General features: G+C 41.8%; 14 protein-coding genes. 4 read left to right on the top strand and 10 right to left on the bottom strand.

Features of this window, described 5'->3' with window-relative positions:
* Positions 1-29 precede the first annotated feature (29 nt).
* Positions 30-3,245 (bottom strand): TonB-dependent receptor, encoded by a 3,216-nt coding sequence (locus B879_RS05655; RefSeq protein WP_238542085.1) that lies wholly within the window; start codon positions 3,243-3,245, stop codon positions 30-32.
* A gap of 419 nt (positions 3,246-3,664) precedes the next feature.
* Between B879_RS05655 and B879_RS05650 the strand changes: the two genes are divergently transcribed.
* Positions 3,665-4,360: a lysoplasmalogenase gene (locus tag B879_RS05650; protein WP_009184193.1), complete on the top strand. Its 696-nt coding sequence runs from the start codon at positions 3,665-3,667 to the stop codon at positions 4,358-4,360.
* Here the strand turns inward: B879_RS05650 and ytxJ are convergent.
* Positions 4,357-4,692 carry a bacillithiol system redox-active protein YtxJ gene (gene ytxJ, locus B879_RS05645; RefSeq protein ID WP_009184192.1) on the bottom strand — a complete coding sequence of 112 codons (336 nt, stop codon included), beginning with the start codon at positions 4,690-4,692 and terminating at the stop codon, positions 4,357-4,359. The genes B879_RS05650 and ytxJ overlap by 4 nt on opposite strands.
* Positions 4,693-4,780: 88 nt before the next feature.
* On the opposite strand from ytxJ, the gene B879_RS05640 reads away from it, so the two are divergent.
* Both B879_RS05640 and B879_RS05635 read left to right on the top strand, forming a co-directional pair.
* Complete coding sequence (locus B879_RS05640) at positions 4,781-6,199, top strand: DUF4403 family protein (RefSeq protein ID WP_009184191.1); 1,419 nt, start codon at positions 4,781-4,783, stop codon at positions 6,197-6,199.
* Between the two features lie 95 nt (positions 6,200-6,294).
* Entirely contained in the window at positions 6,295-6,897 is a 603-nt protein-coding gene (locus tag B879_RS05635; protein ID WP_009184190.1) for a DUF2179 domain-containing protein, read from the top strand.
* 19 nt (positions 6,898-6,916) lie between these two features.
* On the opposite strand, the gene B879_RS05630 is transcribed toward B879_RS05635, so the two are convergent.
* The 6 genes from B879_RS05630 to B879_RS05605 form a co-directional block, all read right to left on the bottom strand.
* Positions 6,917-8,707, bottom strand: a complete 1,791-nt coding sequence (locus B879_RS05630) for an ABC transporter ATP-binding protein (protein WP_009184189.1) — start codon at positions 8,705-8,707, stop codon at positions 6,917-6,919.
* A gap of 146 nt (positions 8,708-8,853) precedes the next feature.
* Positions 8,854-9,168 (bottom strand): DUF6787 family protein, encoded by a 315-nt coding sequence (locus B879_RS05625; protein WP_009184188.1) that lies wholly within the window; start codon positions 9,166-9,168, stop codon positions 8,854-8,856.
* A 53-nt stretch (positions 9,169-9,221) separates the two neighbouring features.
* Positions 9,222-10,955 (bottom strand): M14 family zinc carboxypeptidase, encoded by a 1,734-nt coding sequence (locus tag B879_RS05620; protein ID WP_009184187.1) that lies wholly within the window; start codon positions 10,953-10,955, stop codon positions 9,222-9,224.
* A 225-nt stretch (positions 10,956-11,180) separates the two neighbouring features.
* The gene (locus B879_RS05615; protein ID WP_009184186.1) at positions 11,181-12,299 is read right to left on the bottom strand and encodes a Gfo/Idh/MocA family protein; all 1,119 of its coding nucleotides are present in this window, start codon (positions 12,297-12,299) and stop codon (positions 11,181-11,183) included.
* A gap of 23 nt (positions 12,300-12,322) precedes the next feature.
* Positions 12,323-13,198 (bottom strand): sugar phosphate isomerase/epimerase family protein, encoded by an 876-nt coding sequence (locus tag B879_RS05610; RefSeq protein WP_009184185.1) that lies wholly within the window; start codon positions 13,196-13,198, stop codon positions 12,323-12,325.
* 10 nt (positions 13,199-13,208) lie between these two features.
* Positions 13,209-16,709, bottom strand: coding sequence for a PVC-type heme-binding CxxCH protein (locus tag B879_RS05605; RefSeq protein ID WP_009184184.1), 3,501 nt, complete (start codon positions 16,707-16,709; stop codon positions 13,209-13,211).
* A gap of 151 nt (positions 16,710-16,860) precedes the next feature.
* Between B879_RS05605 and B879_RS05600 the strand changes: the two genes are divergently transcribed.
* On the top strand, positions 16,861-17,736 hold the full coding sequence (locus B879_RS05600) for an AraC family transcriptional regulator (RefSeq protein ID WP_009184183.1): 876 nt from the start codon (positions 16,861-16,863) through the stop codon (positions 17,734-17,736).
* Between the two features lie 239 nt (positions 17,737-17,975).
* Here the strand turns inward: B879_RS05600 and B879_RS05595 are convergent, their stop codons facing one another.
* Both B879_RS05595 and B879_RS05590 read right to left on the bottom strand, forming a co-directional pair.
* The gene (locus B879_RS05595; protein ID WP_009184182.1) at positions 17,976-20,561 is read right to left on the bottom strand and encodes a M14 family metallopeptidase; all 2,586 of its coding nucleotides are present in this window, start codon (positions 20,559-20,561) and stop codon (positions 17,976-17,978) included.
* A gap of 104 nt (positions 20,562-20,665) precedes the next feature.
* On the bottom strand, positions 20,666-22,738 hold the full coding sequence (locus B879_RS05590; RefSeq protein ID WP_009184181.1) for a prolyl oligopeptidase family serine peptidase: 2,073 nt from the start codon (positions 22,736-22,738) through the stop codon (positions 20,666-20,668).
* Between the last annotated feature and the right edge of the window lie 72 nt (positions 22,739-22,810).

Raw genomic sequence — 22,810 nt, 5'->3', positions numbered from 1 at the left:
CCCCCTTTTTAAAAAGTTTATCGATTAGATCAGTTGAAGGTATACCTTACACCTACCTGCATTCTCCAAACGTTAGCAATGCTGGTTGACCTTCTGAAGGTTTCATTAATGATGTCAGAAGTGCCTGGATTTGTAGTAATTCTGTAAATCGGCTGGTCGTCTGAAGTTCTTCCTCTGTAGTTAAGTGGGTTTCTTTGCCACTCGATTTGAGGAACACCCCAGTTGGAGTTCAATAAGTTACCAACATTCATGAAATCAAGTCTGAATTCCAATCTGTTTTTTTCATCTCTTGTTACATCTACTCTTTGAATAAAGCTCAGGTCAAAAGTATGTACCCATGGTCTCAAACCTGCATTTCTGTCAATTACCTGACCTCTATTTTTGCTCAAAATTGGGTCTTGATCAATGAAAGCATCTAGCAATTGAGCTTGAAGCTGAGGAGTATACACTACATCACCCAATGTGAATTCTTGGAACACCAATTCGGAAGCTCTATTTGGTACGTAGATTAGTCTATTGGATGCATCTCCAAAATTTCCAGAATAAGTGTAGCTCCATCTTCCTGCATTACCACCTTCATAGAACAAAGAGATAGTAGTATTTTTGGTGTTGTATGCCAAATTAGCAATCATTCTATGAGGCTGATCGTGTCCAGCAAATCCCAATTCTGGGTTATTTCTATCAACCTGAACGATAGAAGGCCAAAGAGAAATTGCTTGTGAACCGCCCGCAGCATCTAAATCTCTTGCTCTGGATAACGTGTATGCAACACTAGTATAGAATCCACTGGTGAAAGATTTCTCCAAACTTACAGTAGTAGCCACATAATCAGCAGCTCTCCTAGCATTGGTTAGGAAAAAGACATTTCTAAAGTCTGGATCATTAGAATAGCCTACCAATCCTGGTTGATTGATCCAGAATGGTCTTTGGTCAGGACCATTGAAGGTGCCTTCTGGAGTTCTAAGAACAAGGTTATTAGCAATCGGAGTGGTTACATCTCTAGAATAAATAAAATCAAATGTACCTAAGATTCCGAATGGTAACTGCTTATCCATACCAAAGTTAGTTCGCCACACTTGAGGTAATCTAAAGTTCCTGTCTGTCAGGTTCAATTCATTGGAAAGGGTTTGTCCTGGGTTTTCAGGGTTATGAGCAGTCACATCTGGATTGAACCTGATGCCAGCATCAATAACTTCTTGACCTTCTAAGCCGTAACCACCTCTGATTACACCTGAACCGTTAACTTGGTTTGACAACCATACGAAAGGAATTCTACCGGAGAATACTCCAGTACCACCCCTTACAACAAAGCTTCTGTCTCCATTTACATCCCAGTTCACACCAATTCTTGGAGAGAACAACGGATTCACTTTAGGGAAAACAGAAACATCAGGAGTGAAAGGATTTCCATCAGGATCTATCAAAGTTTTGTTCAAATTATTCAACAGTTCGTTTTGAGGAATATCAATTGGATAGAAAGGAAGATCAACTCTCAAACCACCTGTTACTTTTAATCTTGAATTGACTTGGTACTCATCCTGAACATAGAAACCTAGCTGTCCAAACTGGGTTCTGTCTGTTGGAGGCGTTGTAGATCCATCCAAAGCAAACCCTTTTGCAAAGGCATCTGGAAATACATTGGGATTTCTGTTTATCACCGCTTCAACAAAATTATCATATCCTATAAATCTGTAGAAACCATTGAATGCAGGGTTAAAAGCATTGTCAAAGGTCATGTATTCGAAGTTACCGCCAAAAGTATAGGTGTGCTTTCCTTTAAATAGAGTGAAGTTGTTGGTAATATTTAGGATATTGTTTTCCAAAAGGTTACCTACAGTAAATAATTCATTTCCCATTGACATATAGTACAAAAGGTTTCCAGAATCATCTGGCTCCAACACTTCTACAAATGGAAATGCCTGACCACCTGGTATTCCCCTTTTAGGATCTTGGATGGCAGTGTAACCAATATTCAATTGGTTGGCCATATTGTTACCGATTCTCGTATTCAGTTCAGCTACCAATGATTTTACGTTTCGGTCGTTGGTATAATTGGCATTTCTGAAGTTGATAGCCTCTATACCTGTTCTGTTAGTATTGAAAAATCTTGTTTGAATGTAACGGATAGAATTACCGTTGGTAGGTACATCAGTGAAGGCACTGTAATCATTATACCTTACACTCAGTTTATTATTGTTGTTAATGTTATAATCCAACCTTACGTTTAATCTGGTCTGCTCTGATGCAAAAGGATAAGAATCAGGAGCTCCTGGATCATAGTCATAAATATTTCTGATTTGATCTCTCACAAAGTTTGCCTGAGAAAGTGGCACTCTGGAAATAAACAAACCATCTGGTGTTTCACCATCTCTCGCTGCTCTTCTTAAGATAGATGGTCTTAACTCAGACTCTGTTTCGTAGTTAACAAAAAAGAATAATTTATCCTTGATGATTGGGCCACCCAGTCTGAAGCCAAGAATTTCATTTTTTGCATCATTTTGAGGGATGAAATCATCGCCAATTTTAGTTCCCTGCATTTGGTCATTTCTCAAGAAATAGTAAGCAGAACCCCTGAAGGTATTGTCACCAGATCTAGTAATTGCATTCACACCGGCACCGGTAAAACCACCCTGACGTACATCAAATGGAGCAAGATTTACTTGAATTTCTTCAATCGCATCTAAAGAAACCGGGTTTCCACCTGCAAACTGTGCAGAACCTAGACCAAAGTTGTTATTATAGATGTTTCCGTCGATGGTAAAGTTGTTGAACCTTGAGCTTGTACCAGCAAATGCATTTCCATTAGACTGAGGCGTCAATCTGGTAAAGTCGCTTACACTTCTAGTAACGGTTGGAAGAGAGTTGATTTTATCACTCCCGATGTTTAATGCAGCACCTGTTCTGTCAGCATCCAAAATACCACCCCTGCCGGATATGACTTCAATAACCTCTAGGTCCATTCCGTCAGATAAAACCGCATTGATATTGAAGGTTTGACCCAAAGCCAGGTTAATGCCTTCAATAACCCTATCCTCGAAACCGACAAAAGTAACGGTTACGGTGTAAGGACCACCTACCCTCACGTTAGGGAGAATAAATCTACCTTCAAGGTTGGTTACTGCGCCATAGCGTGTACCGGAAGGTGTGTGCACTGCCACCACATTAGCACCAGGTAAGGTTTCCCCATACCTGTCGGTAACCAGACCCTGCATACTAGCAGTGGTAACACCTTGCGAGAATGCCATGTTTGTTACAAAAACAAGCATGAATGACGCAAGAAGACTTTTCAGTAATGATCGTCTCATAGATTTTGATTTTTGTGGAAAATTAAATTAAGATTTAAGTTTTAGAATTGTTTTCCGGTTACAAATGTAGGGTACACAAACAAGTTTTTTTTTTAGTAATTGTTAAGTTTTAACATTTATTCACAACTTTACTTAACATTAACTTAACATTGGATTTAGAAGGAAATTCTATTTTCTTTTAAAAAAAGCGATTTCAATCGTTTTCAATGTTGAAAAATTTACAAAAAAATGTAAATAATTTTTTGAAGGGATCCTTATGTTAAGAAATCTTTAACCGATTGTTAAGTCATGAATTTGGGTAAAATTGCCGAATTTTTGTACATTAACTATTTATTTTAAGCAATAAAAATAAGTTCCAAATGAAAAAGAAAAACATACTTTGGCTGTATTTGTTCCTGTTAGCTTCAACCCTTGATATATTTTTTGTAGCAAATGGACAATCTGACCAAAGGTTCTTTACCAAGCCCCTTATTATTCCATTTTTATTGGCGTATTTCTTTTTCTCCACTGCTCAGCTGAAGGGAGTTCTACTACGCAAAACCATGATTGCAGCTTTGGTTTTTTCTTGGATGGGGGATACCTTGTTGATGTTTCCCAAACTTTTCCTCTATGGTTTGGGCGCATTTCTCATGGCTCATATTTGCTATATAGTAGCATTTAAAGTGTCTCAACAGCAGCCTTTTAAAGTTGGTAGGGTGAATTTTATAAGATTATTTTTCCTCAACTTTCCTATTTACCTATTTGCTGCTTTCGTTTATTTCTATATCAGGGGCGGGCTTGGAGAAATGAAGATCCCAGTGATTGCTTATTTGATAATTATCGTGATGATGGCCACTACGGCAAGGGAGAGGTTTAAAAATACCAATGTAATTAGTTTTTGGCAGGTAATGATAGGTGCGTCTTTCTTTCTGGTCTCAGACGGGATATTAGCGATTAATATGTTTTATCAATCTTTTACTGAATCAGGAGTCTTGGTTATGGGTACCTACGTCATCGCGCAATTTTTAATAGTCCGAGGGATTTTAGCCCATATACAATATGGCCACACAACTTAAATTCTCCTCATTATATCTGGATAATTGATGCCCATATGACTCGTGTCATAAAAAGACTTTTCGTCTTTGATTAAGATGATTTGTGGAGATTGATGGAATACGCCAAACTCTTGGGCAATTTGGTTTGATAAATCCCTATTTGCAATTAAATCCAAAATATAAGGAGTGGTTTTCTCAAAATCTTCTGATTTCCAGTTTCTTTTTAACCTTTCCAAAACCATGCTACTTATAGAGCATCGGGTGGAATGTTTGAAAATCAAGACAGGTTTTGCCTTACTCTGTATTTTAATGGCTTCTATTTGACTCTTATCTTCTAACTTTATCCAATCCATTTCTTAAATATTCTTAATACTTACCGAAAACAAATAAATTTGGCCTGAAAATAGTTCCCTCTCGTAAGGAATATAAATCACCTGATCAATGCCCATGAATTTTCTGAAAGATTATAGATCCCTACTAAAGATTTCCCTTTTATTATTTGTTTCATTAAGTGCTTGCAAAAGCATTAAACCAAATAATCCGCCGGAACCTACTTTACAAAATTTACCGGAATCACAGTCCAGGTTGAATTTTCCTGTAACCATTCCCTTGTCTTATCTCGAGGAAAATTTAAACCAAGTTTGGAGTGACAAAATGTTTTCTGACAAAGGCTTATCTCTGGGCAGCGGTCTTTTTGCTGATTTAGATGTGACCCGTATTGGAAAAATCGCCTTAAGGGGAACTGACCAAAATAGTTTAAAGGTGAGAATTCCCATGAATGTGAAGGGAGATTTGAAAATTGAAAAAAGGGTCTTTGGGCAAAATCTGTCTACCCAGTTTCCCTTTAATGAAAATATCAGCCCTGAAATAAGCTTTATTCCAGAGTTTGGGGAAAATTGGGATTTGTCCATCAAAAACCTACAGATTGATAACTGGGGTCGGTCGATGCGGTACAACCTTTTGGGGTTTGATATTGATTTGGATCCTTTGGTAAGAGGACAGCTTCAAAGGGTAGTAGATAATCAGTTACAAGTAGCGGGGTTAACCAGATTTGATTTCAAGCATATGGCGGCACAGACCTGGCAAGCTTTTGCCGATCCTTACACTATCCAACAAGATGGGCTGGAAGTGCATTTTTTCGCAAAACCTGAAAATCTTTATGTCAATCAGGAAGTCACATCTGATCAAAAAATTGTGCTCTATTTGGGCTTAGAAGGGGAAATGCACTCTCAAACAGGGGAAAAACCTTTGGCATCACCCAAATCTTTACCGCCTGTAAAAACCAATACTTCCAAGGAAAATCTGGTGGATATTACGCTTCCCCTGACTTTTGTTTACAAGGATCTGGATCAGCTCATGAATGAAGCCATTGCAGGTCAGCGCATCCGCTTGGATGACAAAACGGTACTTACCCCTTCTCAAATCCGCTCACAGCAATATGGGGACAAAGTGCTTTTAGCGATGGATTTTGATGCCCTAAGAAAAGATAAGAATGAAATTTCAGGGGTAATGTATTTTGCAGGTCAACCAATTTTTGATGAGTTATCCGAAACTTTGAAATTTGAAGGGGTGGAGTTCGATGTCAGGACAGATAATCGGTTGGCAGGAACAGGGATTAAGCTTCGAAAAAGGAAGATACAAAGGCAGATTCAAAAACTGGCCATTATTCCACTCGGAGGGTTTTTGAAAGTGGCAGAAGAAGAGTTGAGAAGACAGGCCATGTTGGATACCGATTTTGCAACTTTTCAAATTCAGGATCCAAAAATTACTGTTAATGGTATTTATAGCACAGAAAATGCCCTTAAGGTTTTTATCAAGACCAAAGGGCAAATGGCTGTGAGATTAAAAGAATTGAGATGAGCTTGGTGTCTCTGTAAGTCTGTACCAATTGGATGAAAAGCCATTCAATTGGTATTGGTGACCGTAAGCCTTACCTTTGCAAAAAATATCAAGTAATGCAGGAATATTTTCTGAATTTAGGAGTACCCAAGGAAGTGTTTGATTTTGTCATCATGCCTTTGCTTATCTTTATGGCAAGGATCATGGATGTATCTATCAACACCTTGAGAATTATGTTTGTGTTGAGCGGAAAGAAGAATATTGCTCCCATTTTGGGCTTTTTTGAGGCCATGATTTGGCTTTTGGCGATAGGACAGATTTTCCAAAACATCAATAACCCCATGTCTTATGTGGGTTATGCCGGAGGATTCGCCATGGGCACTTACGTGGGGATGACGATTGAGGAAAAGTTGGCACTTGGCCGAGTGTTGGTAAGAGTAATCACCCCTACACCTATGCCGGAGTTGATTGATTACATGAAGGATAAAAACTTTCGTTTCACCAATGTTGGTGCAGAAGGAAGGTATGGCAAAGTAAACTTGCTTTTTACTGTGATGAAAAGAGAAGATCTTCAGGAATATATAGAAAAAGTAAAAACTCTGAACGACAAAGCTTTTTACACCATTGAAAGTGTCAAGCGGGTATCTGAGGACGACTTAAATGTGATGGAAGATAGACCTAGGTTTACCACCAAGGTGTGGTCAAGAATTAGGAAATAGAGATTTTTTGGGTTAGGATTCAATCTGCAAACTGTAGCCTTACCAAATTGGCGTAGAAACCTTCTTCTTGTAAAGCCAATGCCTCATGGGTTCCTTGTTCAACGATACGGCCTTCATTCATCACGTAAATCCTGTCCACTTTTCTGATGGTAGCCAATCTGTGTGCAATGATGATGGTGGTCCTGTTCTTCATCAACTCATCCAACGCTTCCTGTACCAAAGATTCTGATTCTGCATCCAAAGAGGATGTTGCCTCGTCCAAAATTAAGATGGCCGGATCTTTTAAAATGGCACGGGCTATGGCTACACGCTGTCTTTGGCCACCGGACAATTTCACCCCTCTTTCTCCCACCTTGGTATCCAAGCCTTCGGGGAATTGGCTGATAAACTGCCATGCATTGGCTTTCTTGGCAGCTTCAATTATCTCCTCTTCAGAAGCTTCAGGTTTGGCATAAGCAATGTTTTCCCTGATGCTGCCGCCAAAGAGTAATACCTCTTGGGGGACGATGCCGATATTTGAGCGCAATTGTTTGAGGTTCCAATCTTTGATGTCCTTTCCATCAACCAAAATATGTCCCTTTTCTACCGTATAAAACTTCAGTAATAGTTGGATGATGGTGGATTTACCTGCTCCACTATGACCCGCTAAGGCAATTTTATCGCCACCTTTGATGTCAAAACTAATGCCCTTAAGGACTTCCACATCAGGTCTGGTGGGGTAAGTAAACTGTACATCCTGAAACCTGATATTTCCATGTACAGGGACTTTTTGGAAGTCTGCAGTGGAAACTTCCGGTGATTCTTCCAAAATCTCCAAGACCCTTTCAGATGAGCCTATGGCTTTTTGGATTTGGCTGTAGATGTCTCCCAATCCTGCGATAGAACCACCAATGAATGTAGTATAAAGCACAAACGAAACCAGATCACCTACACTCATGGCACCTGCTGCCACCAAGGTGGCGCCATACCACATGACCGCAACAATGCCTCCAAATAAAGCGAAGATGATAAATGAAATAAATGCACCTCTGAATCCAGCCGCTTTTAAGGCCACTTTGACCACTTTATTTAATCCTTTTGAATACCTATTGGACTCATAGTCTTCTCCAGCAAAAGATTTGACGGTCATGATGGAGTGCAGGGTTTCTTCCACTATTACATTGGCTGCTGCCAGTTCATCTTGGGTTTGCTTGGAAAGTTTGCGGATGAATTTCCCAAATACCATAGCGATGATGATCAAGACCGGGAAAGTGGCCAACATAAAAAGGGTGAGTTTGGGTGTAGTCAACAACAAGAAAACTACACCTGCCAACAGGGTAATGATTTGTCTGAATAACTCTGCAAGTGTGGTGGAAAAAGTGTCCTGTAACAAGGTCACATCAGCGGTAATCCTGCTGATCAATTCTCCCGTCCTCCTTTTATCGAAGAAGGTCATGGGTAACTGTACCAAATTTTTATACAGCGCTACACGGATATCCCGCATGCTTCGCTCTGAAACTTTGGCAAAAAGCCAGACCCTGAAAAAAGAAAAAATACTTTGTACCAGGAGAATCCCCAAGAGCATTAAAGCGATCAGGTTGATGTCATTCACAAGCCATCCCTCACCGGATGCCGTGTCGATTAGCTTGCCGGCAACAAAAGGGAAGGTCAGTAATGTGAGGCTAGAGAAAAGCAAAAATAGCATACCAAGAATGAATGGCATTTTGTAAGGCAGCATGAACTTAAAAATCCCGCCTAATTTGCTCAAATTCTTTTTGTTAAGTTTGCGCTTTTCATGCGCTTCAAGGGCAGTGCCTCTCTTTTTTGCCATGGATATGCTTTAATCGAAGGTAATCAACTCACAAATTTAAGGATAATGATGGGTTTAACCTAAATTTCAGTCATAACCTGACTTGCAAAGAAAAGTTTGTTCTTACCACCTGTACAAGGGTTAAACCGTTTATTCTGAGTTTGTTTTTACTTTCTCCCTATAATTCTTCTAAAAAAAGCTTTTTCCTTTTCCCAAAAAAAATGAAACTGACCAAAAACAAACCCCCAGATCAAAAGGATAACTTGATATAGTGGCAATACAAGCATTAAATAAAGCACAGTCTTCCAAAAACCACCCCTTTCCATACTCACACCCAAAAAATCAAAGATGGGTTTTTTGATAAATAAAATGGTAAAGCCGGTCAGGGCAAATACAATTAGGACCAGGACAACTTGAAGTAGGTTGTTCAGTTGCCATTTACTTTTCAAACGTTCTAGAAAATTCGGTTTGGAGCCTCTCATTACTCTTTTTTTCGACCCAAAAGTAAGGAATAATGGTTAAAACATTTTCATACTCAATTTTCTATCCTAAAAACAGGATATCGATTATGTTCTTTTTCTTTCCACGGACTTCGCTCATATACCCATCTCAATTGGGCTGGCCCACTGTTGGCTAATGCGGCATCTTCCTTTTTGGCAGCCTCCAATGCTGCTTTGATTTCTGGATGTGTCCTCAGGAAGTCTGCTGCCAAATCTTCAAAAACATAGGCTGAGTAACCTTCTTTGGCTTGAAGGATCGTATCAAAGAAATTCCATGCAAAGAAACTGTCTTCCCCCTCTGGTTCTAGCACTTCCATGATATAGCGGTTTTTTTCCTGGTTCATCGTAACTAGGAAATCTCCCGCCCTGAAGGGTAACAAAGCTTGGGATTTTTCTATCTTAATCTGACTGTGGAGATAGTGACCTTCAAAGGGGCGTTGTGCAGTTTGAAAATCTGCCATATGGTAGATCGTCACAGGGAGTAGTGTGTCTGACCGCAATGTTTCTAACCGCACACCGTTTCTTTGAAGGTTTTCAATGACTGTAAACCAGCCCTGAGGAATGATATAGGCCTTAGGCTTTTCAATACTGAGTCCAGCTTCATAGGTATCGTAGAATTTAACTTCCTTGGTAAAGGGCCTACTCCTGTCATAATAAAGGCGAGGAAGCCCGGAGATTTCAGAAGGCTTTTGGCCGGATTCATAACCTCGGAATTCAATCATTTTAACATATTCCCTGTTCAAAGTATGGTTGAGGTCAAAATGCGATTGGCTTTTTCTTTGTCCCCTATCCTCTTTGACCATATTGACAATTTTCGCATGATCATGTAAGGCTATCTCCATGAAAGTTTGGAGCAGGGCATAGGTGGACATAACCCTTTGATCGTAAGGTTTGAGCATGTGCGTTTCAGGCATAAAACTCAAAGTATTGAACAAAGCGGCATAGCCACTGCTGTACCTGCCATTGTCTTTGAATTGGGGCCATCCATCCTCTGGTTTACCTCCCCAAGCATTGACATAAGGGACCATGGGAAAATCTTTTGTCTTCATGCCTTCATAAAGCTTGGGATTTAATTCTTTTTCCAGGTATTCCCCTGTTTGTCCTCCCAGCCGGTTGTGCTGTGTGGAAATCAAAGTCATCACATGCTGGTAATCAGCCCCATTGCTCACATGGGTGTCAATAAATATATGTGGCGCCAGCCAATTGAAAATCAATTGAAAAGAACGGGCGTTTTTGGTGTCTGCCTTGATAAAATCCCGGTTAAGGTCAAAGTTCCTGGCGTTGCCCCTAAAGCCATATTCTTCAGGTCCGTTTTGATTGACCCGGCTAAAGCTTCCTCTATTCAAATGCCCGCCAATATTATACACCGGGATAATGGCCAAGGCCAGATCTTGGGGTACTTGTTGCTTACCTAAGAGGACATCCCTTAGGAACATCATAGAAGCATCAATGCCATCAGGTTCACCTGGATGGATTCCATTGTTGATAAATATGACCAAGCGATTGGCTTCATGCCATTTTTTCGGATCAAATACCTGTTCCCTATCATATAGGACCACATGGAGGGGCATTCCTGAATCGGTAGTCCCCATTTCCACCAGCTTGACTTCTTCAAAATCATTGGCCAGGGTGCGGAAGTATTGGATCACATCAGCGTAAACAGGAGTTTCCTTTCCTTGAGAAGCTTCGAATAGGGTAGGATATTGGCTTTGAGCCAATACAAGGCAGGAATATAAAAGGGCTACAATAGAAAACAGGGTTTTTTTCATGCCTGAATTTGGCAAAAAGGATTGGTTTATGCCAGAAAAAAACTTTAAGGAGTAGGAGTGGTTGAAGGTCGGTATAGGGTTTTGGGGTAATTTGTAAGTCACCGGATTAGAAATTTGCAGTCTTCTTTGACAAAATCTGCACTGATTGGATGCTCCCTAAATGCTTACGCTGGAATATGAATAAGCCCTCCAAGGGTTCCGAACCCTTGGAGGGGTTGAAGAATATCAATCCTTCTTCAAAGTAAACGCTGGTAAGTGCATAATTTTGCCTCCTGCCATGGCAGACTCGTGGGCCAAAATACCTACACAGGTGATATTGGCAGATTGTCTGGCATCAGGATAAGGTGCTCTACCTTCATGCAATGCAGTCAAAAATTCATGCACCAAATGCGGATGGGAACCACCATGTCCAGCCCCTTGAATGAATGACAAATGCTGGTTATCATCCGAATCATACACGCCTGCAGTAGTAAAAGAAGCAATTTCATCCGGCAAGAGATGGGCATAATCAGGAACCTTTACCCTTTCCGGAACCTCTCCTGTATGGATGACACTGTCTTCATGCTCGATCAGGGTCCATTCAAAGGATTTTTTTGAACCATAGACATCAAAGCTTTCTCTGTACTGTCTGGCGGTATTGAAGAGGGAACGGGTCACTTCTGCCGCTAAATCAGAATCCTTGAATTTGATATGACAGGTTTCGATGGCAAAGGGAGAACCATATTTTGGGATCAGGTTTTCATCAATCCTACCCGAACCCAAGCAGGACACGTATTCGGCCTGCGCATTGGGCAGTGCCAAGACGGGGCCTACACAATGGGTAGCATAATGCATGGGAGGCAAACCTTCCCAATAGCCTGGCCAACCGGCCATTTCCTGCTGGTGACTGGCCCTGAGGAACTGAATCCTTCCCAATTCGCCTTTCTCATACATTTCTTTGACAAAAAGGAATTCACGGGAATAGATCACCGTCTCCATCATCATGTAGGTCAAACCCGTCTCTTCACAGGCTTCCACAATCTGACGGCTTTCTTCCACGGTAGTAGCCATAGGCACGGTACAGGCCACATGTTTTCCTGCCCTTAATGCTTTAAGCGATTGCTCGGCATGTGCCTGAATTGGGGTATTGATATGTACCGCGTCAATATTGGGGTCTTTGAGCAATTCATCGTAATCAGTATAGCGGACATCCACTCCAAAGGCATCACCGATTTCATTCAGCTTTTCTTCGTTTCTTTGGCAAATGGCATACATGTTGGCCAAAGGGTGTTTTTGATAAATCGGAATAAACTCTGCCCCGAAACCGAGGCCAATAATGGCGATATTGATTTTCTTTTGGCTCATATAATTTGCGTTTTAATAATTGACTAATGGGTAAAAAAACGGCCTTTGGTCCAATCTTTTAAAAAGGCCAGGCCTTTCTCAGCAAATAAATCCTGACTGGGCGCCAAAGGTTTCCAAATGCAGACTGCCCCGGCCAGTTCCTGAACATTAGGGGTAAAACTCTCAATGGAAATACATCCCTGGTAATTAACTGCTTCCAATCCCCTTTTGAAACTGTCCCAATGGGTTTGTCCTGTACCCGGGATTCCTCTATGGTTTTCCGAAACCTGCACATGGATCAGTTTGTCTCCTACCAATCTAACAGCATCTTCCATGTTGGCTTCTTCTATGCTCATGTGAAAGCTATCCAGCAGGACCTTGGCCCTTGGGTGGTTGATAGCATCAATCAGCAGCATCAGTTCTTTGCTGTTATTGATCAGGTCAGTTTCAAAGCGGTTCAACGCTTCAAGGGCAATATCCTGCCCCCAATCAGCGGCCATTTCACATACCTTTTGAAGATTATTTACAGCTCTTTCCCACTCTGTTTTTTTCTGCTCTTCACTTACCAACCTGGCTTTTCCAACAGCTGAGTACATGGGGCCGGCTACAAACGAAGCCCCTAGCTCTGCGGAGATTTTGAAACAGGCAGAAAGGTAGTCCAAACAAATTTGGTGGTATTTGGGATCATCATGGGTCAAATCCCTGCTCGGACCGAAGGCCCCACAGACCAAGGCTTCTAAGCCATTGTCTTCTAGGGCTTTTTTCACCTCTTTCCCATCAATTAGGCTTGGGTCTTCCACGGGGATCTCCACTTTATCAAACCCCATTTCCTTTATTTTTGGGAACAGTTTTAGGGTACTTTTATCAAAAGGAGAGGTCCATAGCCAGGTACTCACTCCAAAACTTACATTCAAAAACATAGCTTTACTTTTATTCTACGATCATAATACCGTTCATGATTCTCCAATGCCCCGGCACCGTACAGATGAATGGATACTCACCTGGTTCTTTTGGTGCAAAGAACATCAAGGTTTCCATATTGTCTGGATCCACCAGTTTTGAGGCGATAATGATTTCAGGCATATCAGGAATATAGTGTTTGTCAATTCCTCTGGGATCCCTGGCCATGGAGTCCGCGGCACGTCCCACTTTTTCCAATGAGCCTTTTTGGGCAATCAACAAGTTATGTTGCATGAAATCCTTGTTTTCAAAATCTATAATCACAGCTTGGCCGGCTTTTACCTTGAAAGTGGCCAAATCGTATTTCATTTCATGAGGAATCACTCCTAGCTTAATGACTACCGCATTTTCCCTGGAAATTCCTAAGTCCTCCGCAGAAAATCCGCTCATGGCAGTGGCAAAATCAAAGGCAGGATTTTTAAAGCTGATATAGCTGTCCCTTCCCATTCTTCCTCTTAACCAGGACCAACCTTCATAGTCGCCCACTTGGTTTTCTCCGCCCCAGTCATTTCCTACACGTACATTTCCTGGGGATAAGCTTTCTTTGAAAAGCCCCGGGGTCTGAACTTTTCCGATTAATTGCTCATCCATATACAATTCCATTACCCCGCTTTCCAGTAAATTGGCATATACAGTAAAGAAATTATTTGGAATCTTACCTTTGCTTGTCAGGGTATAGGCTTTGCCATCTTGTTTGACTACCCAATAAAGAATATCATCCCAAACATACATGACATAGCCATTTTGCTTATTTCCCTGGGCTACAATGGCGCCGATTAGCCCTTCATTGCCTTTGGCCAACTCGGTTGTAATATGGATTTCTTTCCCCTTTGCATCAGGAGGAAAAGCAATTGGAGCCCTTCTGTCCAGCCTATACTCTTCTTCTACAATACTTTTTGCAATTCGTTCGGGAAGATTAATCAAACTATCCGCTTTACCAGGTTGATATAGATCGATGAGTTTTTTGTCAAAATAATCGGGGTGGTTCAATACCCCAGCGAAGATGATTTGCGCCAAATAAAGGTCATCAGCATTCCACCTGTCCAAGCTGGCCTGGTAGAGGAATTCAGATACCTCCAGAGATGCAGGAACTTGCGCAATCAGCTGGAAAGCAGATTTTCGGACATTGAGGTCTTTGTCCTGATGCAGTTTGGCAGCTGTAACTGCCTTGAAGCTTTCCATGTTCCTAGGTAAAACCTCGATGGCATTTCTCCTCACCCCTGCAGAGGGGTGGTTTAGCGCTTTTGTGACTACTTGTAGGCTGTTTTTATCTTCACCATCCAACAGACCCAAGCCATGTAAGGCCCAGAGGGCATGGATGGCCGGGGTATTAAGTCCTAATTCGTCGGTTTTCTTATTTTCTATCAGTTTATAAAGTTCTTTGGCAATTCCGGTGTTTTGGTTTTCTACGATCAATCTTTGGGCAGTTATCCGCCAAAACATGTTGTCTGAATTCAGTCCGGCGATCAGGTCCTTATTTTTGGTAGGGTCGATGGACATGGTTTTATAATCATCATTTCCCTTATAGACCACCCTGTAAATTCTTCCGTGCCTATTATCCCTAAGCGGATTGATGTAGGCATTTCCAGCCCCGTTTTCAAAACCTTTTGGCGTAGGATTGTGCTGAATGATGAAATTGTACCAATCTGCTACCCACAAAGCCCCATCAGGACCTACTTCAGCATGTACCGGAGAGAACCATTCATCCGAACTGGCCAAGATGTTGAATCCATTTCTTTCTTTAAATCCAGACCCTTCTTTTTCGATGATTGCATTGTGAAGGACGCGTCCAGTGGGTTCTGCTACGAAGGCAATTCTATTCCAGTAATGTTTTGGGAAGTTTCTTGCGGTGTAAAAGTTATGTCCTGCTGCTGCAGTGTACCCTCCGTGGTAGTCCACCTGTCTTAACGCTGGGGTAAGGTGAGGCATATCGAAATGGCTGTCAATACCAAATACAGTATTGTTCATACCCCCGCTGATTGGCCTTCTGACGAATTCATTGCTCATGGCCAAGAAGGCACTATGCTGTCCGTTAGCAGTAGAAATAAAGACATTAAAATCTTCTGAAAAGCCTAAACCCCAAGTATTATTGCTCGTGGAGCCCAAGTATTCGAAATCTGAGGCATCTGGGGTAAAGCGATAAACGCCTTGGGAAAAGTTGAATTCTTTACCACCTATTTCTCCTCTAAAGCCAGAATAACCTAAAACACCCCAAATCTTATTATCAAAGCCATATTTCAGGTTAGATGGACCCGCATGGGTATCACTTTTTCCCCAGCCGGTAATCACTACCTCTCTGAGGTCTGCCTTGCCATCTCCATTGGTGTCTTTTAGGAAAATGAAATCGGGAGCCATGGAGACCAAAATTCCGCCATTTACGGCCACCAAGCTGGTAGGAATGTTGAGGCCTTCAGCAAAAATGGTGATTTTATCAGCTTTTCCATCCCCATTGGTGTCTTCCAGGATTTTGATCCGGTCGTTACCTCCCTCTTGTCGTACTTCATTGGGGTAATCTTCTGTTTCGATCACATAAAGCCTTCCCTTTTCATCCCAGCACATGGCCATTGGATTGACAATATCTGGCTCAGAAGCGAATAATTGCAATTCAAAACCAACAGGCAACTGAACCAATTTCATGGACTCCTCAGGGCTTAATGGGAATTGATATTTTGGAGGAGGAACCCTGTTTTCGTAATTGGGGATATCAGCTTCTTCAAACTTAGGTTGGGGGATTTCAAAAGCGGCAACTTGCGCAGCTACTTTATCACCGATGGCCCACATTACCCCATTGGCCACTAAGGTATGGAATTCAGGCTTGGACCAGGTACGTTCATCATGTCCATAAGCGGTGTAAAAAACCCGGCCTTTGCCCTGATTTCTGATCCAGGTCCAAGGCTCCCTATGGCCATCTTCTTCCCTTTCCATCAATACAGTCATATCCGGATTGATTTGGGAGTGCAGGTATGTTTCATCCCAGGTTTCAAACACTTCTACCCCTTGCATGATGGGATGATCAGGAGCAATGATGTCCACAGTGAACTCACCTGTTCCATGGGATTTGAACTGTCCGCCCACTGCAGCCACATACCAATCCGAATTGCGGAAGCAAAAAGAGGCAGAGTGAAGCGGAATAAATCCTTTTCCACTTTCCACATACTTTTTCAATGCGGCTTCCTGGCCAGGGGTAATTTCATCATGGTTGGCATAGATCATGATTCCATCATACATGTTCAATGTTTGATCATTCAGGTCATTGGGATCTGAAGTATAATGAAGGTTGATGCCTTTAGGGAATAAAGCCCTCGCCAATATAGGCATCAATTTCTCTGAGTCATGATGTTTGGAATCATGGCCTAGAAACAAAATTTCAGCCCGTCTTGGACCATCGTGAAGGGGATTGAAGCTGGTTTTGGTTTGACAAGAGATGGCAAAAGTCAAAACCAGATAGGTGAAAATCCTTAGTATTCTCATGGAACGTATATTTTGGGTATTGTTCGGTATTATCGGATGATAAATTTTGTAAAAAATAGAACGTCCGTCTCACTGTTTTTTGTCTAATAATGACTGTTTTTTGATTATTTATTTGAATTCGGAACAAAATTTTAGCATTATTAAGGAAGTTATGAAACAGGCGCTTCAGAAATCAAGAATTCCTTCCAATAAAGCATTTGTAGCTAGGGAACTGATTGCTCCTTATTTTGATAACCATTGGCATTTTCACCAGGAATATCAATTGTTTTTAGTGTTGGAGGGTAGGGGAACAAGGTTTATTGGGGATCAGATGAAGCCTTTTCGGGAGTTTGATATGGTTTTTACAGGGCCCAATTTGCCTCATCTCTGGAAAAATGATGCTGCATATTTTGAAAAGGATAGCCAGTTAAAGACCCATGGGATTGTGGTTTATTTTGGTGCGGATTTGCTGGGAGCAGCACTAAAAGAAAAGGAAGAGTTAGAACTGATCAAAAACCTTTTTCAACGCTCATTAAGGGGCTTGGAAATATCAGGGGCTACCAATTTGAAATTGAGGTCTAAGTTGAAGGAACTCGTAGGGAAAAGTGGTTTTGAAAGCTATTTATTATTGCTGGAAATTTTAAAAACCATTGCCAACTCCTCAGACTGTCAGACCATCACGCAAGCGGAATACACCAATAACAATAAAGAATCTGAAAAAGACCGGATGAGAAAGGTGTATGAACATGTCACGGAAAATTTCCAGAAAAAAATCCAGTTACAGGAGGTGGCCAATCTGGCCAACATGACTGAAAGTGCTTTCAGTAGGTATTTCAAGTCCAGAATGAACAAGACCTTTTCAGAATTTCTTTCCGATGTCAGAATCAGCCATGCCTGCAAGTTGCTTCATGAACAGGACATCAATATCAGCCAGGTTTGTTATGAGAGTGGTTTCAATACCCTTTCTAATTTCAATAAGCAATTTAAAGAGAGAATGGGAGTCAGTCCTTTGGTGTACAGACGGGATTACCAGAAGACTTTGGAGTAAGGGTATGAAAGGCGGAGGTCGAAAGGGGGTTCGGAAAAGTTGAAAATTTGTACCAAGTATTATTTACCAAGTAATTTCTGAAGTGATCAAGCCAAAAGGTAAATTACGAAGCGCGTACATATGCTTTTGATTGCAAGCATAAATGAGCGGTTTAGCGACGAATAAACCTCCTATTCAATGCAAAATATGCGACGAATAATCCCTCCAAGGATTTTGAATCCTTGGAGGGATTCTGCAAATTAATCTGCTGTCCCAGGCTTGATGGTCTGACCAAAAAATACTGCATTGAGGAATAGTTTGTTGGTGCCAAACCAGGTCGCTCTAAAATTCGGATTATCCACCAAGGCGATCACTCGGCCACTTCCCAATCTTTTCACTTGAATGACTGCTGTATTCTTGATTTTTTCCAGATTTTCCGGGTGAACATAGCCACTCGCCAATGGCTTATCTGTGTAAATCAAAGGATTGGCATAGGCATTTTTCGCTTTTTCCAAAAACAGGTTATTGTTTCGGAAAGTAAAGATTTCAGACTTTTCAAAGCCATAACCTATGGGATGGCTAGTATCGAGAAGGGCGTGGAAGATGGTTCCGCTGGTCATCCTTGCCCCGGTATTTTTGGTAAAATCTGCATAAGGTTGTCTGTCTTGTGCCTCATCCTCCTTTTCTTCCTTAAATGCCAAACTCACCAGTTCTTGCTTGTTTAACCAGTTCAATGCATTACCTCTGGCAATCAAAGTTCCGCCAGCCGCAGTCCAAGCTTTGAGTTTTTCAGCTTCTGTCTTTCCGAAAGTATTGTAGGGGCCATTAGGCATGGCGATCACATTGTACCTGCTCAAATCAGCAGTTGCGAACCTTTCTGTAGGCAACAAAGTAATCGGTACATCCATCCTTTGATCCATCAGGTGCCAAATTTCCCCAGCTTCCAAACTTACCACGCCTGTACTTACCAACAGGGCTATTTCCGGTTTTTTCAGTACATCAATCTGAGGAGAACCAAGGTTGATGCCCCCGGTATATCCAGAAGAAATGGCATGAATGGTTAGCCCTGTTTCCTTGGCAATTTTTTCGAGATCCTTATCCAGCCCCTCAGCCGTAAGTTCTTTTTTATCTCTTGGAAGGGAAACTAAAATACTTCCCCTTTTCAATTCGGTTTTATCGGCAAGGGAGATGCTCTCATGGGCCACTCTAACCAAGTATCCTTTCTCCATCAACTGATAAGCTGCTTTTGGTGCGTAGTATCCTTCCCATCCAAAAGCATAAGCGTAAGCGGCCTTTTCTCCTTTTAAAGTGCCTTCATGCATAGAAAAACTTTCCTCCAAAGGAGAAACATTGGCCAGATTCAGAATCCTACTGCTAAGCGCCATGTGATCTAAATTAAAGGCCATAGGCATGGTCCAAGCAGAAACGTCATAAAACAAGCTGTCCTGGAACTCATTGCGGGTTTCAAAGAAGGCCCTGATCAATCTGTATTGCGGTTGGTTCAATGGAACAATGTAGGACTGTCCTTTTGAAAAAGGAACGCCATTCACAATGATATCTTCGTTCAGTGAAAATACATCAATCGCATGTTGGCGGATCATTTCTGCCAGGTGATAACTTCTTGCAGCATCAGTTTGTGAACCAAAAATAAATGCTTTATCCGTATCGGCATTGGCTTGCTGAATGGCTGTTTTGTAGAAATCATGCATGGATTTGTTGATGTCTGCCCGCATGTCCTTTGCGGCATCAAATGAGCTGATGCTCATTCTAAATTGGTTGCGGATAGTGAAGGCAAAAGTCAAGGGACCATAATTACTTTCCTGTAAATGCCCACGTGAGGATGCCTGTTCGAAGAGGATACCGATAGAACCCTGAATATCCGGGTAGGTGGAGCCATATCCAAAATAATATTCATCAAAGCTCTCCTTGGCATAGTACAAAGACCCGATTTCCTCCATGGCTTTGGCATGGTACTGAGCAATCTTTTCAGTGAGTTCAACCGTTTTTTTGGGAATCAGAGGGTGATCTCTAGTTGGAATTCCCGGAGGGAAAAAGAAGGTGGAATTGGTTCCCATTTCATGGTAATCCAGGTAAATATTGGGTAACCATTCCTGGAATTTCCTTACCCGGTTTTGGGATTCTGGATGTTGAACCAATAACCAGTCACGGTTGAGGTCAAACCAATAATGGTTTCCTCTTCCTCCTGGCCAGGCTTCAGATATTTCCCGGGTATTGGGATCTCCGTTTAAGTTGTAGGAACGATGGGAATTGACCCATGTAGAATATCGGCTGTATCCATCTGGATTCAAGGAGGGATCTATTAGGATGACGATGTTTTTCAGGTCATTTTCTATCTCTTTGGCTGCGGTATAATGGTAAGCCGTAAGCAGGGAGGAATTGATGCCACTGGCTTCATTGCCATGAACAGAATATCCGGCCTGCAATACCAAAGGCATTTCTTCATAATTGAGGCTGGCATTGCCATCCTTTAATTTTTGCCTATCAGCTCTAATTTGATCGATTTTTTGAAGGTTATCCGGATGGGTAATGGTGAGTAAAACCTGAGGACGTTTTTCGTAGGAAAAACCGAAAACCTCAAAGTTCACCCTTGGAGAAGTGGCTGCTAATTTTTCAAAATACCGGATTAACTGTTCATAATCTACATTCCATTCACCGACTTCAAATCCCAAAATATCTTTAGGCTTTGGGATATTTTCATCATAGGTGTAGCCCTCTGGCAAATAATAACTCAGTTCAATGTCGGCTGTGCCTTTTGGACTTTTCTGCGCAAATGCAAGCACACTGCAACAAAGCAAAAGGGACAATAGAAAGTATCTTTTTTTCATACGCTTATGGTTTTATTAAGGATAAAGACCGCTATTTAAATTTAACACAAAATGCTAAAGCTTGCTGAAACGCTGCTTACCAATGGTGTAAAACCCACCTTAGGTCAATGTTTTTGTTTTAATTGCCTTTGAATAAAATCAAAACTGGCTTCGTAAGCCTTGACCCAGTTTTGGTGCAGAAGAAAGGAGTGCACCTCATCCGGGAATACCAGCTGTTCTACTTCCACCCCTTGTTTTCTCAGGATTTCAATCAATTCCACACTTTCACTCACTGGGACATTTCGGTCATCATCTCCTGTAATCAATAGGACAGGCTCTTTCCAGTTGGAAACATGATACAAGGGGGAGGAACGGAAGGCTAACTCGGCGGCTTCAGGGAATTTCTCCGGCTGATACCAAGGGTTAAAATTGGTAATGACAGGATTCCAGTTATGGACCCCATGAATATCGACTCCAGTTAAAAACTTACCGGGCGCTTGAGCCAAGGCATGGGCCGTAAGGTATCCTCCATAACTTCCGCCCCAAGGGATAATTTGTGTTTCGGCTACATCAGGTCGTGAAGCCAGATAATCGGCAGCCGCCATGACATCTCCAACTTCTGATGCTCCCGACGCACCGTAATTTTCAGCCTCTCTGAAATGGATGCCATAACCAATACCGCTTCTGTAATTGAGCGTCAAGGCAATAAACCCTTGGGAAGCAAAAAACTGCTGCATGGCATCAGCATTGCTGTAATAGGAGCTATAATTAAAACCATCCAGCATCTGCCTTCTACTCCCTCCATGGAGGAAAATGACAGCAGGGTATTTTTTACCGGCTTCATAATTTTGAGGCTTGTATAGGAAGGCATGGCTTACGAAACCATCCTTGGCTTTAATTTCCAAAATTTCCGGCTTGACCAGTCCTTTGGGGAATTGGTTTGGGAACAGTTCTCCTGCCAAGCTGATTTCCTTATCGGAGGTTTTCAGCATGGGCCAGGCAGGTCTTTGGTAATTGGAAGAAATATAGGCCAGACCGTCTTTGGTTTTGAATGGAGACCAATGGTTCTCATCCAAATTAGAAAGCAGTTCCACGGTCTTCTTTTTAAGGTCTAATCGCACTACTTGTCTTCCGTTGATTTTGAAATTATTGGAAGTGAGGAGCAGTTCATCCGGATCAAAAGTTGTCTGCACCCGTTCTACAAATCCTGATCCAGTACTCAGCCTTTGCCAATCTCCAGTGGATATATTGACCATATACAATTGCATCCAGCCGTTATTTTCCCAAGGGAATACCAATTCCCCTGAATTCGTCCACCAGAGGCGTTCATTTTGGGCGGGTAGGTCACGGACCATCACACTGCCTATACCTTCTTTGGATTTGAAAACCTCTTTGGCCTCCATTATAGCCAGGTCCAATACCCGGATGCTCCATGGATTACTTTCTTTGATCGGGGTGAAAAGGATGCGGTTGTTGATATTTGGCACCCTAAGGTAAGCCAAAAACTTGCCGTCTGGCGACCAGCTCGGATATTCATCATGATCTAAGGAAGTCTCGGGATAGCTGATTATTTTATCTTCGACATGATACAGGCCTATAAAGGCATGGTCGGTCCGGGCACTTTTAAAGGCCAGCCATTTCCCATCCGGTGACCAGCTCAATTGTGAAATAGAGCCCCTGTTTACAAAAAGTGGGCTTTCACTGTCATTATTGGATAATAGGTCCTTATGGTATACTTTTCCGGACCTTAGATAGACCAGGCTTTTTCCATTGGGATGAAACAATGGAGAATTTCCAGCTCCAATCGCCTTCATGGCTTTGTTCTCCAAATCCATGAGAAATATCCTTTGTTCTGTATTTTCCTGGAGCAGGGCTGGATTGGCAGGCTCTCCCTGCCTGTTTTTGGAATTCCCCCTGACAAATGCCAGTTGTTTACCATCTGGGGAAAAAACCAGCTCTCCCAGGTCTACCCCATTATCCCCTTGATAATCGGTGAGTTTTTCTGCCTGGTAATTTGGTGAAGTTGCCAAATAGATATTCCGTTCTCCTTGCGCATTAAATACCCAGGCCAGTTTTTGTCCATCTGATGAGACTGTCATCGCGCTGGGAAACGGGACTGAAAGAAAATCAGCAATGGATTGGGCAAAAGTGAATTGGATAAAAAAAGATAAAAGGAATAAGGAGAGAGATCGCTTCATATTGATAAAAGGTTTTAGAGTCAAAATTTATCTAAAATCAACCAATTAGGGAAGAGATTTTTGATAAGCTTA

Source organism: Cecembia lonarensis LW9 (assembly GCF_000298295.1).
GTDB classification, from domain to species: Bacteria; Bacteroidota; Bacteroidia; order Cytophagales; family Cyclobacteriaceae; genus Cecembia; species Cecembia lonarensis.
This window is presented reverse-complemented; position numbering and strand designations above follow the sequence as displayed.

Bases quoted from the DNA above. Each gene is read 5' to 3' on its own strand.
- B879_RS05655 (WP_238542085.1), bottom strand. From the start codon at position 3,245: ATGGCATTCTCGCAAGGTGTTACCACTGCTAGTATGCAGGGTCTGGTT.
- B879_RS05650 (WP_009184193.1), top strand. From the start codon at position 3,665: ATGAAAAAGAAAAACATACTTTGGCTGTATTTGTTCCTGTTAGCTTCA.
- ytxJ (WP_009184192.1), bottom strand. From the start codon at position 4,692: ATGGATTGGATAAAGTTAGAAGATAAGAGTCAAATAGAAGCCATTAAA.
- B879_RS05640 (WP_009184191.1), top strand. From the start codon at position 4,781: ATGCCCATGAATTTTCTGAAAGATTATAGATCCCTACTAAAGATTTCC.
- B879_RS05635 (WP_009184190.1), top strand. From the start codon at position 6,295: ATGCAGGAATATTTTCTGAATTTAGGAGTACCCAAGGAAGTGTTTGAT.
- B879_RS05630 (WP_009184189.1), bottom strand. From the start codon at position 8,707: ATGGCAAAAAAGAGAGGCACTGCCCTTGAAGCGCATGAAAAGCGCAAA.
- B879_RS05625 (WP_009184188.1), bottom strand. From the start codon at position 9,168: ATGAGAGGCTCCAAACCGAATTTTCTAGAACGTTTGAAAAGTAAATGG.
- B879_RS05620 (WP_009184187.1), bottom strand. From the start codon at position 10,955: ATGAAAAAAACCCTGTTTTCTATTGTAGCCCTTTTATATTCCTGCCTT.
- B879_RS05615 (WP_009184186.1), bottom strand. From the start codon at position 12,299: ATGAGCCAAAAGAAAATCAATATCGCCATTATTGGCCTCGGTTTCGGG.
- B879_RS05610 (WP_009184185.1), bottom strand. From the start codon at position 13,198: ATGTTTTTGAATGTAAGTTTTGGAGTGAGTACCTGGCTATGGACCTCT.
- B879_RS05605 (WP_009184184.1), bottom strand. From the start codon at position 16,709: ATGAGAATACTAAGGATTTTCACCTATCTGGTTTTGACTTTTGCCATC.
- B879_RS05600 (WP_009184183.1), top strand. From the start codon at position 16,861: ATGAAACAGGCGCTTCAGAAATCAAGAATTCCTTCCAATAAAGCATTT.
- B879_RS05595 (WP_009184182.1), bottom strand. From the start codon at position 20,561: ATGAAAAAAAGATACTTTCTATTGTCCCTTTTGCTTTGTTGCAGTGTG.
- B879_RS05590 (WP_009184181.1), bottom strand. From the start codon at position 22,738: ATGAAGCGATCTCTCTCCTTATTCCTTTTATCTTTTTTTATCCAATTC.